This window comes from Sporosalibacterium faouarense (assembly GCF_016765695.1).
In the GTDB taxonomy this organism is placed as follows: domain Bacteria; phylum Bacillota; class Clostridia; order Tissierellales; family VENL01; genus Sporosalibacterium; species Sporosalibacterium faouarense.
Genome location: NZ_JAETGO010000083.1, coordinates 24,965 through 40,934 on the forward strand (window position 1 = coordinate 24,965; position 15,970 = coordinate 40,934).

The window sequence follows — 15,970 nt, forward strand, 5'->3', positions numbered from 1 at the left end:
CCCCCTCTAATATCTAATTCATTTATAGACTTTGTGAACATAGGGAGATGTCATTGCATTTAATGCAGCAACATAATCAAGTGTGAAGGAAATTTCATCCCCTACATCATATTCCTTCAAAGAATCTGTTATATCTACTATTAGATGATCACTACTTCCGCCTAAGATAGAAATTTCTTTTTCTTCTGGCCACATCCAGTCTATATCAATATCTTGCTTTCCAATGGCACAAATAGCCCTTTTAATTATTCCTCTATCTTCGAAATATGGTTTTTTGCCAAATGCATCTTTCCCAATTTTTCCTATGGGCTTAGATGGCTTCTCCTTTACCTCAACTATTTCTGTTACCAAACGAAATGCGTCTATATATGTATTGTCTATCCTAGTATTATTTATTTCTACAGTACCTAAAATAATAGAAGTCCCCAGTCTTAACTGATTTATCTCCTTAGGCATATTTTTCTGCTGAATAAGACTCATACTACTGGAATTACCTCCTGATAATATATCTAAAGTGATTCCAAATTTTTCTTTTATCTTAGTTTTTAAATTAACCAACTTGTTTAGATTTTTATCGCTTGGAATTACGCCACCAAAGCAGGACAAATTAGTTCCTAACCCAATAAGTTGTACTCCTTCAAGTTTAATGGTTTCCTCTACTACTTCCATTATTTCTTTTTCATTAAATATTCCTTCTCTAAGATCCCCTACATCAACCATAAGTATAATCTTATGAATTTTATTTAGCGACTCTGCAGCTTCTGATAAAGCTCGTATTGTTTTTATTTCTGAGTTCAAAGAAATATCAGCCAGTTCTACTACTTTTAAAGCTTTACTTATCATAGGTAATCTAAGTAGCATTTTAGTTGCTTTAATCTCCTGTATCATTTCTAGATTTTCAATTCTGGAATCGGCAATTATTTGTACCCCACCATCAAGCATTGCTTGAGCTATTTCCTTTGATCCGCAGGAAACCTTATTAACACCTACCACCTCTATATTAAACTCATTACATATTTCAGTTAATCGTCTTGAATTATGCCTTATTTTATCAAGGAATATCTCTAGCCTAGGGTATGCCATAATATACACCTCCCTACTTATATTAATTGAATTTTATATAGACAGGGCAAAGGCCCTGCCTATATCTACTAACTATTTCTGTATACCACAAAACTTAATTGCTATTTTTGTATATACCTCCACCATATTAATTAAATCCTTTATTGGAACTCTTTCATCCTTGGTATGAGAATAGGATATGTCTCCGGGGCCAACTACAACAGTAGGAATATTGGCGAAATTAGATAATAGGGCTGCATCCGTCCATCCTCTTTTCCTAGTTATATCAGGTTCTCTATTGATAACTTCCTTAAGGGCTTCTCTAGTAGCCATGACAATGGGTTCATCTGGTTGCGTCATCAAGTATAAATGATCTAATGTTAGCATATTATTCTCCATTCTAACAATCTCAGCATCAAATTCTGGATCTTCCTCTTTTATACTATCTATGATGCTTTGATATTCATTTAAGACTGATTCCACATCTTCACCTGGTATATATCTTCTATCTATCTTGATGGAACAGGAGTCTGCAACAGTACTAGGCTGACTTCCACCTTCTATCCTACCGAAGTTCATAACCGATGGTCCCATATATTCATTAAATCTATCTTTTAATTTAGGATATAGCTCTTCTTCAATCCTAGTTATAAGCTTTGCTGCCTTTGAGATAGCATTTATTCCTAAGTGGGGAACTCCTCCATGGGCTGCCTTACCTTTAATCTTAATTTCTAGCCACTCTAATCCTCTATGTCCAATTGCATATTCATAATTTGATGGCTCTCCTACTATTGCTCCATCAGCAGTTATTCCAGATTTAGCAAGATATTCAGTACCTTCGCTCTTCTCCTCTTCTCCAATTACCCCTGTGAAGATTATATCTCCTTTCAGTTTAACTCCAGATTTCTTTATAGCTAGCATTGAAGTTATCATGCAAGCTAGTGCACCTTTCATATCGTTTGTTCCTCGACCCCATATACAATCATCTCTTATTTCTGCTTTAAATGGGTCTATAGTCATGTTATAAGGGGGGACTGTATCAGTATGTCCATTGAATAATAGTGTTTTACCTGTACCATCACCTCTTAAATATGCTATAACATTTTTCCGTTCTCCATCTACAGTTTGTAATTCAGCCTCTAGCTCATTTTCTATACAATAACTGTGAATATACTCAGCTACTTCCTTTTCTCGATTTTTAATATCTTTATGACTAGGAATTTTTACTAGTTGCTGAGTTAGTTTAATTACTTCATCTTCTTCAAAATATTTATTTGTATCTATCAAACATATCACCCCCTGGGAAAAATCTATAACTACTCCTAGAAAGGTCCGTAATTTATAATGTTAGCAATTATTAAGAAAGTTGCCCCTACAACCAACCAAATGAGCATTAAAGGCCATAGGAATTTAACCCATTTTTCATAGTTGATTTTAGCTACAGAAAGAACTCCCATTAAAGCTGCAGAAGTTGGAATAATCGAGTTTGTAAATCCATCACCAAATTGATATGCCATAACAGCTGTTTGTCTAGTAACTCCTATTAAGTCAGCAAGAGGAGTCATAATAGGCATAGTAGTCGCAGCCTGGCCGCTACCTGATGGAATAAAGAAGTTTATAACTACTTGAACTACATACATTCCAAGTACAGATATTGTTTTTGGCAGATTTTGAATCATTAAAGCAAGACCATTGATAATTGAGTCAAGAATCATACCATCTTGCATAACCATTAATATACCTCTAGCAACACCAACAACTAATGCTCCAAATACTATTGATTTGGCTCCAGTTACAAATTCTTGAGCTATTCTACTAGGTCCAAGTCCTCCTAAGAACCCACCAATAATACCCATTGCCAAGAATGCAGAACCTATTTCCGTAATGTACCATTCATATACAAATACTCCAAAGATTATACACGCAAAGCCTCCAACTATAGTTAATAAAACAAATATATGTCTAATAGTCATATCTGGTATTTTGTCTAATTTAATAACTTTATGTTTTTCTTTTTCCTCTAATTCCGCAACTATACTTAATGATGGATTTTTCTTTACTTTATTTCCATATCTCATAACGTACAGTATAGTTACTATTAACATTACAGCTAAAATAGCAAATCTCATAGCTATCCCTGAAAATAGAGGTATTTCTGCTATACCTTGAGCAACTCCTACGGTAAAAGGATTCATAAATCCTGATGTAAAGCCACAGGCTGCTCCTAGTGTAATCATGGCTGTACCAGTAATAGCATCATATCCTAGGGCCCTAGCTAGGGCTATTCCAATGGGAACAAATACAATTGCCTCCTCTGCCATTCCAAAGGTTCCACCGGCTATTGAAAATAAAATAATAAACAATGGAATCATTAATATTTCTGCTCCCTTGAGCGCTAAAGCCATTCTACCAATCCCTGCTTCAATAGCACCTGTTCCAGTTATTATCTGGAAAGCACCCCCAACAATAAATATAAAGAATACAATTCCAGCTGCATCTTTTAATCCATTTGGAATTGATTTAAATAGTCCAAAGAAACTTGTGGGATTTTGATCTACCTCATGAAAGGACGCTGGATCAACCACAGTTCTATCCGTATGAGGATCTACAACTCTATCAAATTCTCCTGCTGGAATAATATATGTCAAGATTGCCATTATCAAAATTACACTAAACAGAATAACATAGGTATGTGGAATCTTAAATTTTTTCTTAACTTCCATTTTAGTCGTCAAACTAAACCCTCCTTTAAATATCCCTTTAAATTTTATGTGCTTATAGTGTATAATAAATTTGTGTGTTTAGATAAGTAATTGAAAGAAGCCTTTATATCTGCCCAGATTTAAGCTTTTTTCAATTACTATCTTATCCACCCTTTTCTTTTATCAATGGAATCACCTCCTCTATAGCATTATTTTACTTATTCTTTGTGCACCTTCGATTACTTTTTCCTTAATACTCTCTAACTCTTCATCTAAAGTATTACTCTTTATAGATGCTGATCCTACACAAGCAACTACTTTCCCCTTTGAATTCCTTACAGGAGCACCAATTCCAATTGCTCCAACTAAGCTTTCTTCATCACTAATTGCATATCCATTCTTTCTAATCTTTTCATATTCCTCTAATAGTTCACTTGGATCTGTTATAGTATTAGGTGTCTTTTTATACAAATCATATGAATACACTATTTCTTTTAGCCTACTTACTGGTTCAAAGAAGGCCATTATAGATTTACCATAAGCACCACAATGAATAGGATAATAGCTTCCTGGTCTATATCCAATTTTAATAGGCTGAAAGCTTTCTATTTCATATATATTAATAATTCTTTCTCCTTCTAAAATAGAGTAACCGATGGATTGTTGTGTTTCTTTGGCAACCCACTCTAAAATATGTTTGATTTGTTCAGTATTACTATCCTTACTTAAATAGCTAGTTCCAATGTGGTATGATGCAGGCCCTAAAGTATACTTTTTACTTACTGGACTTTGGAGTATCATCATTTCATCCATTAGTGTTTTCAATATTCTATGAACTGTACTCCTGTTGATATTTAATCCTTCGCTTAGCTCTAATGCGGTCATCTTATAGGGCTCTTCACTTAATCTTTTCAGTATTTTTATCGCTTTTTCAATTGATGTAGTTTTGTCAGTCAATCTAAGTCCCCCTTAGTATGTTCATATATTGAACATATGTTTGTTGTTTGAACTATTAAAAATATTCTACATTTGATAGAATATTCCTTCTTTATTTTTATAATTTTTAGAATATTTTGCATTTTATATTTATACTTGTATATTATAAAAATATTTCAAAATAATCATTTTTAGTACAATTTTATTCAAATATAAGTTTATTTATAAAAAAATCCTCTAGCTAGAGGATTTTTTATAGTCTATTTTTTGTCTTGTATAAAGAAAACTTGATCTATGTATATGTATAGATAATATTTCAGTAGCAGGAAAGTCTTTATAGGAAAAAGCTTGATTTCTCCCTAAAGTAAATTCTCCACCAGCGTAAATACCAGAATAATTCATAAAGGCCTCGTCTAGCTTTTTTTCTTGCATAAGTACATACATAAAGGTTGGTGACTCTATTAATAAACGATGAATTCCCATGCTTCTAAAGATATTTAATGTATGGGTAAGGTTAATTTTATTTCCATTACCAGTTACTACAAAAACTATTTTATTTTTGTCTAAAATACGCTTTTGAGTTATATTCTTAGCTTCATATTTATCTCTTAAAACTAGATATTCCCTATTAAGCTTGTGAGAAATATTATTAAATCCTTCAGGACTTGTGGCAATGCAAATAGGTACTTCTTTATTCTTAAATATTATATGATCTAATGGAACTCCTGTCCCCTTTCTAGTCACAATAATATTCCAAGGTATTTTCTCCTTCTTCCCTAGGATAGATATTCTATCCTCTGCTAACTCTTGATCATAAATATGACCGGTTATATTTTCTTCTACCTGGAGGGTTTTAGCCCCAAATATAATTCCATCAGCATAAGTTCTCAATATATTTAATATCCATAAATCCGCTAATCCTCCATCAGGATCTAAATAATTCCCTTTAGATATTGCTGAGCTTTTATTTTCATCTTCAAATGCTGATTTCCCATCTAATGTCAATACCATTGAGCTATAAATATATGGTCTATCCTTATGGGATTTTGGGAAATATATAGGCCCATAGCCATCTATAATTTTTCTAGGAATATTTGTTTCAAAAGAAGATTTTTTTATTGTACATAATCTATCATTATTCTTATATACAGGTGTTAATCTGATTTTATCTACAGGAAATTCTATTGTAGGAAGTGTCATATTTTACTCCTTTCTTTAACTTCTGTTTCTTTATTAATGCTTTATATAATTTCTCTATACCCTATTATCCCTCATATTATTATTTTCATTAAGAATAAAATTTAGAATCACAATGATTACTAAAAATTAAGGTGTTATTGGTAATTCTATACTAATTATATCATCATTATTATACTTCTATTTAGGCACTTTATTTTTTAGTCATTAATATTTATCATCAGTGATACTTATAAGATAGTCCTAGTCTATTTAATCTTTCTAATAAAAATAAAGAATCCCTACTTTCACCACTAATAGTAGAGATTTTTTATTCAGATTAGAAAAACTATTTATATATTACCTTAAGAATACTATCCATATTATCCTTTGCTGCCTTATATCCCCTATCAACACACTCCTTAATCCTATCAAACTCCATGAGCCCTACATCATGTATATGAGGATTAATTATTAAATCAGCACCGGTATTCATTAGTCTTGTAATCTGATATTGCATTATATCTAAGCTTTGATTACCAATCTCAATTATATTATCTATATCTTTTCTCAATTTTCCGCAATATCCTAAATTTACGCCAATTACTTTTTTAGCTCCCATTTGCTTAAGTACGCTTACTGGCAAACTATCGGTTACACCACCATCTGCTAGTCTAATTCCATTAAACATTTTTGTTTGAAAGATCACTGGTATTGATATACTAATTCCAACAGCTTTATAAAGCTCTATATCATCATAGTATTTACTGTATTTATCATCAATAAGTCCTTTCTTATTATTTACAAAATATACTGTTTGACCATTATTGACATTAACTCCAGCAAGGGCAATGGGAATACAACTATCATTTATATGTTTTTCTTTAGTCCATTCCTTTAAGAGCTTCTCAATCCTTTTACCTTTTATAATACCATCAATAGAGGGTTCCTTGCCAATCAACAAGCAAAAAATTCCTTTTATAATTCCTAAAATATCCGGATCATAGGCTTTTTTATTTAAAACAGTTACCAATTTCTCCATTTCTTCTGGTGAATATCCGCAACTATAGAGACCTGCAATTATACTACCTGCACTTGTCCCTGATATCCATGATGGATATAAATCCCTTTCTTTTAGAGCCTTCAATACACCTATATGAGCAGCTCCTCTAAGTCCTCCTCCAGATAACGCTAATCCGAATTCCATAATAATCCCCCATTTTTTACTATTACTAATTACATTATATGTAGTAAAAGGGACTCTTGATAACTTATATTTACTTCCTTAGCTAATAATAATATCATCATATGGTTTTAGTAGACTTTTTAAAACTCCAATATCTCTACTATTTTCATCAAGCCATATATCCTCATCTTCTTTTTTCAATATAACAGGCATTCTATTATGAATCCTTTCAATATCTTTAGATGGTGTTGTTGTTATAATAGTAAATGCTTCATAATCTCTTCCATTCTTATCTTTAAATGTATTATATATTCCTGCAAAAGAAAAAATTTTAGCATTATCTAGAAAGATTTGATGCTTAATACTCTTTCCATTCACTTTCTCCCATTCATAAAATCCAGTAGCTGGAATTAAACATCTTTTATTTAAGAAAGAATACTTAAAAGTTGGCTTAAAATCAACTGTTTCACCTCTAGCATTAATTATAAGCCTCTTTGCATAAGAAGGATTGAATCCCCAACTTAACATTTTTATTTGTCTCTCGCCTTTATCCAATACAACAGGTACTTTATTAGACGGAAATATCTCATTCATTGGAGAAAAACTAATTTGAATATCATTATCATTTAATCTATATCTAGCTAATAAGGTTTTTAAATCAATTGCTAGTAAATATCTACCACACATACTGTCACCTTCCTTTGTTGTTCTATAATCTTTTGTACCTTTAGAGATGAATATGATTATTTTCCAAATTATCTATAAAAAACACCCCAAGTAATAAGCTTGGGGCTCAGAAATTTTATCTTATTCAATAACTACCGCAGTACCAGAAGCTGTTACCATAATCATATTCCCACTTTGACCTAATACCTCATAATCTATATCTACACCTACTACAGCATTAGCTCCCAAAGCAGCTGCCCTTTGTTCCATTTCCCTTATAGCATTTTCTCTAGCCTCTATAAGCTCACCTTCATATGATTTAGAACGTCCGCCAAAGAAGTTAGTAAGTCCAGCTGCAAAGTCCTTTATAAAATCCATACCTGATATTACTTCACCAAAAACAATTTCTCTGTATTCAACAATCTTTCTTCCTTCAATAGTTGGTGTTGTTGTTGAAATCATATTCATCTCTCCATTTCTATGTAATTTTTCCACTTTATAGTATATTAACATTCTATCATATTTTATTCAATAATGATTTCTAAGATTTTTTAATATGTGATTATTTTATCATTGTCAGCTAAATAATTTATAGCTTCATCTTTATTTTAATAGACTTAATAGTGATTTATTCACCCTTTAGCTTATATATGCATAGTATAAATATACTATAGATATGGTTATACTTTTGAAGTGAAATCAGCTTTTATGTTAACAATGGAAATGCCATTTTAAAAAATTCTATACAAGTTAAGTTTTAAATACTAACTATCCGCAAGTTAATATTTAAATCTTAACTGTTGAGAAGTTATTATTTAAAGATATACTTTGTTTAGCTTAACTCTAGTTATTTATTTTAGTATACTAGGAGGGCATTATGAATTATTACACTATTATATGTGATATTAAATCATCAAAAACAATTGAAAATAGAGAAGAACTGCAATATAAAATAATAGACATGCTAAAGGACACTAATAATACCTTTAAAGATATCATAGCATCTCCTTTTCTTATAACAATAGGAGATGAATGGCAGGGTTTATTAAAGTATCCTTGTGATTATTTTGAGGTTATACATTTTTTTAAAAAAAATTTAAATGGAGTAAAGTTCTATACAGGCATAGGAGTAGGATCTATTCGTATTCATAATTTTGAATTAACAGTGAACCAGTTAGATGGACCTTCTTTTTATAGAGCTAGAGAAGCAATTAATTTAGCTAAATCTAAAAACTCTCCTCTGACTATTTTATTTGATAGCTGGAATGATTTTTAAAGAATAAATAATTATTCCTCCAATTATTGCAGAAATAAAGCTAACAAAGGTTCCTATTATAAAGTATTCCACAAAGCTACTATCATCTAGCTTCTTAAACCTTGCTATAGATTTAGCTGTGAGAACAAACCCAATCATTCCCGGCTGCATAATAGACATACCTAGTAATATGAAGATTCTCTCAAGTATACCTATGATATAGCCGCCATTATTAACTCCTATATCTAGATTAGGAGTTTTAACTAATTTATTCCCTTTGTTTATAAAGTTTTTATAGTCCTTTAAATTAATATAATTGATAAAAATTTTAATAAAGATTCCAATTCCAAAGGTAGAAGATAAAAATACTATAACTAGTATCAAATATCTATCAACTATAGGTATATTATTTGGATAGTTATTGATAATGATTCTTCCTTGGGCTAGTATACTACTCAAGTTAAATTGGAATGATAGAAAAGCCAGTACTAATATATGTATCAACTGATCTAATAAAAAGATAAATACATTATTCTTCCAAAATGGGTATTTCGAGACTAATATTGACTTTATTATATCTATAATAGAGTGTAGTACTAATATCAGAAATATTATTTGAAAATAAGTGGATAAGTCAAAGGCACTATTTGATAACAAATATACTAGTAATAATATGCTCACTACTCCAAAATGCATAATGCTATGTAGTAAATTCCCTATTACCATGTCTTTTACCTTTTTATTAAATCTTTTGCTTATAACATACTTGGACTGCAAAATAAAATCTCCGATTAGATGACCTATAAGGGCCAATAAAAAAATTCTGAAATTCATATTAATTCCCTTCTCTAATTTGACAATATAATTTTAAAAGCTTATAAATTACATTTTTGTTACTTTCAATTAGAAAATAATTAGAGTCATTTAACTTCTGACTTATACTTGATTTAGATATATTGTCATTTTTCTTAATCATATTACTATATGATCCCTCTTTCCTATACAGCTCTATTGTCTTCATCTGTTTTCCAGTAATCTTACTTTTTAAAACTTCTGTATTTTCAATAATTGTATTTATGATTGTGTTTATATCAAGGGGAATTATATCGCTATTGGTTTTATCTTCACTCCAGTAATCCTTATCAGAAGTACTGGCTATCTCCCTTATACCGTCATATATTTTTTCAAAACTTATTTTCTCTGCATTAAAATAAACATTATTTTCTTTACTGTTTAAATTCTCATTGTAAAACCTATTCTTGTTTTTCACTATCCCTAGAGCTTCCCTAGCTCTAATAAAGCATTCTCCGTCCATAAGTCTAGTGTCTTCATATATATTAGTACTAATTTTCCCTACGCCAATGCCTATATAAATACCTATTTCATATTTTCTTAAAAAGCTTTGGAATTTATCTATAATCCTATAACTCTCAAAAGGCCTTTTCAATACAATCTGCCACTCGTCTCCTAATGTAAAGGTTATGGGAGCCAAAAGTAAATCTTTATTTTCCTTGTTTATTTTTTGGATAAATTTTTTCAAGCTATCCTGAGCATCTTTTCTGTTAATTATATCCCTTGATTTAACTATATCCATATTTATAACACTATATATATTCATAATATCACCTGTTCCTTAATAAGTTTATATTTAAGAATTCAATAAAACATGCTAATATCCTTCCAAATATTTCCCTTTTGTTTTTGTACTTAAATAATAGTGCTTATTTTATATAATCATTTTTTTGAAATTTACTATTATGCAATTGAATATGATGTGTTATACGAGATTTATAAATGAAATAGTAAGATATATCTTTTCAAGGTGTAAAGTTGATAATTTGATTCTTTACACTTCATACTTTTATCTTAAATACTTTATTTATTATTTCTGAAACCAAAAAAAGCTCCTTTCTGATGCAATTCTAATAGTTGAATTGTCAGAAAGGAGCTTTTTATATCTAAAATATATTTATATTTTCAATTATTTATAAAGATACTAGCATTTGAAAGGTATATTCATTTAGCTAAACTTACAATTTAAACGAATATAATTCTTCAAAATCAAGCTATTTTAAGCTGATTTTATAGAGTTACTTTTTTTAGATGGTTTCCATAAATTCTTCAAAGCCTTTTACAATAGCTCTAGCTGCTTTTTCAATATTAAGCTTCTTCATATCACTCAGATTATCTAAAAAGCAAACCTCAACAATTACTGTCTTAGTTTTACCAGTAAGTCTATGCATATAATAGTAGTCATTTCCACTTTTGTTTTTTCTACCTTCTTGATAGTATTTATTAATCTTAAAGTCTAACCCTTTACTTAAGTTATCTGCAATTATTTTAGCTAATTTCTGACCATTTGGCGAAAAAATGCTAGGTATTGTCAATACACCAGTGCCCTTTCCATTATATGCATTCAAATGGATACTTAAGCAGTATTTATATCTGTTCTTAATTTTATTGGTTCGTGCTTTATAGTCTAAGGTATAGTCTTTATCTCGAACTAGTTCTACTTGATTCTTATATTTCTCCCTTAAGATATCAAAGACTCTTCTGGCTATTACTATATTTACTTCCTTTTCTAAATACCCATTTGCAGTTGCCCCCGTATCTTCTCCACCATGTCCTGCATCTATTGCTAGTAGTTTCATTGTTTCCTCACCTTCTCCTTGAACTTTGCAATTCCACCTACTCTACTATTACCTAAATCCTCAGAAGTATCTTTTAAAACAATAAAGGCATTCTTTAAAAATTTAGGAATTGGAACTCCTAGTCTTCCTAAATTTTCAGTTATAGATAATAATTCTGTGCTAATTAGCCAGCAAGTAACTGCTAATGTAAATAACCCTGTAAAACCCAATGTTATTCCTAGCTTTTGTCCTAGATTCATAATTACATAATCTGTGAGTACTGCGATGAGTACAAGTAATACAAAGCCTACTTTCTTAGCAGCTCCATTGATGCCTGCATTAGAATTCCATTTTTTCTCTACAAAACTAGAGATCATTCCAGTCCCATAGTCGATAAACATAAGTACTACTAGGACTATTACTAATTCTGTTATTGCATCTACCATATAGGCCAATAATCCTGTAATCATGGTTAATATCCCCTTTGTATTTTGTATTATTTCATTTGAATACTTCATTTCACACCTCCTCTATCTAGTAATCTCAGGCTGAATCTGTTTTAATTGGTTTTTTATCTTATCGGTTAAGGTAGGAACTTTATTCCCAAAAACTATTCCAAGCTTAAATCCCCCTGGTTCGTATGTTTCCTCAATTTGAATTATCCTTGAATGTAAGGTTATATCTTCACTCTCATATCTGATGGTAACTATATCCCCTAAATCATAATCCTTTTGATACTCCAAGTTTGAAACTGTTAATATTTCAGCTTCTAAAGTTTTCTTGGTTTTTAAGTCATTTAAAGCTCTTTCACCATGTACAATCAAATCTGATATATTCTCATTATTTCTAGAATCAGAGAATGTTTCTATCCTATCTAGCCCTGTAACATCTCCTACAGTGACTATTTCCCTTTCTATTCCTTCACCTTTACCTCCTACATAAACCACATTTTTAGTCTTTATGTCACTATCTATATAGTTTTGACTTTTGATATTATCAAATCTTCTACTAAAGATTGCAGGAGGATTAATACTTTGACTAGTAGTTAAATCCCTTCCTTCAATAACATCGAATATAATCTTTTTGGTATTGTAATCAATAAACATTTCCCAGCCAATATTAGTTGCATTGGATATATCTATCAAATCAGACCCGAGATTATTGAACCTACTTTTCCATTCAATTATTTCTCCTCTATTTTGATTATCCTGTACTTCTACAGAGTCTATTTTCCTAGCACTCTCTACTGGATTTGATATATGATTATTAACATAGTGCTTCATAACCGATTCAGTATCACCATTTATTTGGTCATATACTAAACCTTCAGGTGGAATGACGATTCTTTGAGTAGTCATATGCTTTAGTTGATATCCCTTTATCTTCAGTGTTTCTATTCCCTTGTCATCCTCTTGTATCTGTCTATATTTGATTATCCCTGCTTTTCTTGTATCGTCTCCAATTATGATAATATTGTTCTTCTGCAATTTATCTACATTCTGTTTATCCTTACTGATTACAATCTGAAATTCCCCTATGTCATGATAGCTTCGCTCAAAAACTAAGCTTTCATAATCATCAATTTCTGCTAATAGCTCTAGGTCAGATGATAATACTCTAATTGATTTAATGACATTCACCTCCTTAAAGGGTTAATGGTAAAAAAAAGAGCACCTGGGTAGATGCTCTTAAGTTTAAGACATGAAATATTTACTTATCAACATATTTACTAATGCCTTAGTCATAATATTTATTGATTATTTAAATCATTTTCTATTTCTTGTCTTTTATTAAGTCCGTACTTAGTTTCAATTTGGCTTAAAGTGGTTGCTCTATCAATGCCTTCCTTTTCTTTTAATATTACATAGTTAGCCCAAAATGTCATTATATAGCACCTCCTAGTAGTGCGTCTCCTAGTTGCAAGGTTAAGTCATCTATTTGAATTTGTTGTTGATTAATTTTGTCCGTCGTAGTCACTCTGTCGTCATTTTTCAGTTCATTTACCTTTTTCTCATAGTCTTCTTTAGTAATCTCAATTAAATCTGAATGATTTGGTATTGTTTCTTGCACCGTTATTAAATAAGCACTATTTTCATTTATAGGATAGACTTGTTTGCCTGTTATATTTTTACTTATATCTAACCCTTTATAATCACATTTACCATTTTCTTGAACTAAATTAGCAATTTTAACATATTTCATTTAATACTCTCCTTTCAAACCATATATTAGTGAAATAGCTTGACTCTCAGCGTGTTCTGTTGTGCTATTAGTATCGGCATTATACACATAAATCCTTGATATTGAATAAGCCTGCACAATCAAATATTTCTCATTTATCCAACGGAAATAAGCATAGCTATTATCCGAAAAATTCGAATGAAATAATAAGTTTCCATTCTTGTCAATTACTTCAAAATAATCATAATTGTTGTAATACTTTACTGACAGAAAGTTCTTACTCGACCCTTGAAACCATGAAGTGTTTCCAATCCAACCTCCTATATCTAATAAATTCCCACTAAAATCAATCTTTTCTATACGGTAGTACGACTGTGAGTTATCTTCTCGGGCATAAAATATACAACCACTACTATCAGATGTAGGAGAGAACACAGACATATCAATACTTATTCTATCCTCGTCAGGAAATGACCTTATTTGTTGTGAACTACCTATAAGATTACCTGCCATATCATACTCTCTAAAAATTACATAATCACCATCTGAGCTCCCACCCCTACCTGCATAATAGTATCCTGTCAAGTCTCGCTTTAATGCATAATTTGGTCTATGAAAATCTGTAGGGACTGACTCGTTCTCTAATGGATAATTGATTGCTTCTTCAAGTGCACCAGTTTTTCCAAAGATATTTACTCCTGTTCTTATGTTAGACTCTACCCAATCATTATCTGTTAAACTAATATTTACATTGTCCCCATAGTAGCCTGAATCGGGAATGCTGACTAATAGAGAGTTGCCAGTATGTGCCACGCTATCAGAACTAAAATTACCAGAACTTCGATGTAGCATACTACCAGTTATTTTCTGCCCATTCACATATGCAGTATAACCATCAAGTATTTGACTTCCACTTGCAGTGGCATCTGATGTAAATGTGCCAGTTTTACCAAATATACTAATTCCACTTCTTATATTTGACTCTATAAAATCATTATCTCCTGCCCTTATCGTTGCACTATCATTATAAACTCCTTTTTCTGGCACACTAAAATTTAGATAATTGCCGTCTACACTTATATTATCCGTAGTATAGGTGCCACTCCCTTTATTTATTATACTCGATATAGTATTATACAAGTCTAAAAAATCTTTACTCGCTGGTGTTACATCCAAATGGTCGATAATAGCCGAGTAAAGGTCGGTTTTACCACTATCGACATTTTGAAAAAGCTCATTAATCGAATTAACTAAGCTAGTTTTATCTGTAGTTGCCAATGCAGATAAGCTTCCAATATCACTTACTAAACCGGATACCTCTGAACCTAAGTTATCCTTTTGAGACTTAAGCTCATTTATCGCATTTACAGTATTGCTCTTATCTGTAGTATTTAAAGAGCTTATGTCTCCAACATTATTGTTCAAATCTGTAATCTGCGTACCTATGTTGTTCCCTTGTGATTTCACCTCATTAATAGCATTCACAGCATTTGACTTATCTGTGGTATTCAGTGAACTTATATTCCCTAGATCACCATTTAAATCTTCGATCTGTGAATTCACATTATTGGCTTGCGAATTAAATTCGTCCTGTGTAACAAAAATCTCACTTTCTAATGAACTCATAAAATCATCGAACTCTTGTTGCATTGTAGTTGTATCAACTTTCACTAAAGAATTTACTAGGCCACACACATCAGAATTAAGTCTTTCATCAGTTATCTGTGAGCTATCTATATAACTTTTCCCTGCTATAACTCTAATTTGTGCTAATGAAATTTCATAAATTCTATCATTCCTAATGAGATCTGGTGCTAAAGGTGTTGAGCTTGGTGTTCCTTTTAATACAAAGGCTTTAATAAACCTATTTTCTTTATCCCATCTTAAAACTACTCTGTCTATTCTGTCATATGTTACATCTGCTGTATCAAGCTGTAATTCTACACCTAAGTTATCTATCTTATATAGATAACCCTTTATCCATCCATAGCCTTCATTTACAAAGACATTCATATTATTTCCTTCACAAGTAATCTGGAGATTTGTACCCCCATTGAATATCCCATCAGTTAATATTTGCCTAAAATATTCCGCAAATTCATCTGCATCATACTTTCTAGGATCTTCTATTGTACTATCAAAAAATCTGTAAAACTCAGCCATTATATCACTCCCT

General features: G+C 31.1%; 17 protein-coding genes. 1 reads left to right on the plus strand and 16 read right to left on the minus strand.

All coding sequences use genetic code 11. The features are described 5' to 3' along the window. Nucleotides 1–18: 18 nt before the first annotated feature. The 8 genes from orr to JMO20_RS15320 all read right to left on the minus strand — a co-directional run bounded on the left by orr (nt 19) and on the right by JMO20_RS15320 (nt 8,190). Nucleotides 19–1,083, minus strand: coding sequence for an ornithine racemase Orr (orr, locus tag JMO20_RS15285; RefSeq protein WP_202710571.1), 1,065 nt, complete (start codon nt 1,081–1,083; stop codon nt 19–21). 72 nt (nt 1,084–1,155) lie between these two features. Beyond that, entirely contained in the window at nt 1,156–2,349 is a 1,194-nt protein-coding gene (locus JMO20_RS15290) for a M20 family metallopeptidase (RefSeq protein ID WP_202710572.1), read from the minus strand. A 35-nt stretch (nt 2,350–2,384) separates the two neighbouring features. Then, nucleotides 2,385–3,797: a YfcC family protein gene (locus JMO20_RS15295; RefSeq protein WP_243414777.1), complete on the minus strand. Its 1,413-nt coding sequence runs from the start codon at nt 3,795–3,797 to the stop codon at nt 2,385–2,387. 168 nt (nt 3,798–3,965) lie between these two features. Next, complete coding sequence (locus JMO20_RS15300; protein ID WP_202710573.1) at nt 3,966–4,721, minus strand: IclR family transcriptional regulator; 756 nt, start codon at nt 4,719–4,721, stop codon at nt 3,966–3,968. A 216-nt stretch (nt 4,722–4,937) separates the two neighbouring features. Continuing rightward, on the minus strand, nt 4,938–5,900 hold the full coding sequence (locus tag JMO20_RS15305; protein ID WP_202710574.1) for a dihydrofolate reductase family protein: 963 nt from the start codon (nt 5,898–5,900) through the stop codon (nt 4,938–4,940). Between the two features lie 325 nt (nt 5,901–6,225). Beyond that, nucleotides 6,226–7,083 carry a patatin-like phospholipase family protein gene (locus tag JMO20_RS15310; RefSeq protein ID WP_202710575.1) on the minus strand — a complete coding sequence of 286 codons (858 nt, stop codon included), beginning with the start codon at nt 7,081–7,083 and terminating at the stop codon, nt 6,226–6,228. Nucleotides 7,084–7,161: 78 nt separating this feature from the next. Then, the gene (locus JMO20_RS15315) at nt 7,162–7,749 is read right to left on the minus strand and encodes an SOS response-associated peptidase (RefSeq protein ID WP_202710576.1); all 588 of its coding nucleotides are present in this window, start codon (nt 7,747–7,749) and stop codon (nt 7,162–7,164) included. Between the two features lie 120 nt (nt 7,750–7,869). After that, a complete protein-coding gene (locus JMO20_RS15320; protein WP_202710577.1) occupies nt 7,870–8,190 on the minus strand; it encodes a putative heavy metal-binding protein in 321 nt (106 codons plus the stop codon). Nucleotides 8,191–8,605: 415 nt separating this feature from the next. Here JMO20_RS15320 and JMO20_RS15325 point away from each other — a divergent pair, with 415 nt between their 5' ends. Next, nucleotides 8,606–9,004: a SatD family protein gene (locus tag JMO20_RS15325; RefSeq protein WP_202710578.1), complete on the plus strand. Its 399-nt coding sequence runs from the start codon at nt 8,606–8,608 to the stop codon at nt 9,002–9,004. Here the strand turns inward: JMO20_RS15325 and JMO20_RS15330 are convergent. The 8 genes from JMO20_RS15330 to JMO20_RS15360 all read right to left on the minus strand — a co-directional run bounded on the left by JMO20_RS15330 (nt 8,978) and on the right by JMO20_RS15360 (nt 15,957). Next, entirely contained in the window at nt 8,978–9,817 is an 840-nt protein-coding gene (locus tag JMO20_RS15330; protein WP_202710579.1) for a DUF3307 domain-containing protein, read from the minus strand. The genes JMO20_RS15325 and JMO20_RS15330 overlap by 27 nt on opposite strands. A gap of 1 nt (nt 9,818) precedes the next feature. Continuing rightward, nucleotides 9,819–10,577: a SatD family protein gene (locus JMO20_RS15335; protein WP_202710580.1), complete on the minus strand. Its 759-nt coding sequence runs from the start codon at nt 10,575–10,577 to the stop codon at nt 9,819–9,821. A 505-nt stretch (nt 10,578–11,082) separates the two neighbouring features. Further along, the gene (locus JMO20_RS15340; protein ID WP_202710581.1) at nt 11,083–11,634 is read right to left on the minus strand and encodes an N-acetylmuramoyl-L-alanine amidase family protein; all 552 of its coding nucleotides are present in this window, start codon (nt 11,632–11,634) and stop codon (nt 11,083–11,085) included. Beyond that, complete coding sequence (locus tag JMO20_RS15345) at nt 11,631–12,131, minus strand: phage holin family protein (RefSeq protein WP_202710582.1); 501 nt, start codon at nt 12,129–12,131, stop codon at nt 11,631–11,633. Before JMO20_RS15345 ends, JMO20_RS15340 begins: the two co-directional genes overlap by 4 nt. A gap of 12 nt (nt 12,132–12,143) precedes the next feature. Continuing rightward, nucleotides 12,144–13,253 (minus strand): Gp37-like protein, encoded by a 1,110-nt coding sequence (locus JMO20_RS15350; RefSeq protein ID WP_202710583.1) that lies wholly within the window; start codon nt 13,251–13,253, stop codon nt 12,144–12,146. Nucleotides 13,254–13,363: 110 nt separating this feature from the next. Then, on the minus strand, nt 13,364–13,498 hold the full coding sequence (locus JMO20_RS20450) for a hypothetical protein (protein ID WP_279380152.1): 135 nt from the start codon (nt 13,496–13,498) through the stop codon (nt 13,364–13,366). Then, nucleotides 13,498–13,815, minus strand: coding sequence for a hypothetical protein (locus JMO20_RS15355; protein WP_202710584.1), 318 nt, complete (start codon nt 13,813–13,815; stop codon nt 13,498–13,500). The genes JMO20_RS20450 and JMO20_RS15355 overlap by 1 nt, the downstream gene beginning before the upstream one ends. Continuing rightward, the gene (locus JMO20_RS15360) at nt 13,816–15,957 is read right to left on the minus strand and encodes a hypothetical protein (RefSeq protein ID WP_202710585.1); all 2,142 of its coding nucleotides are present in this window, start codon (nt 15,955–15,957) and stop codon (nt 13,816–13,818) included. Between the last annotated feature and the right edge of the window lie 13 nt (nt 15,958–15,970).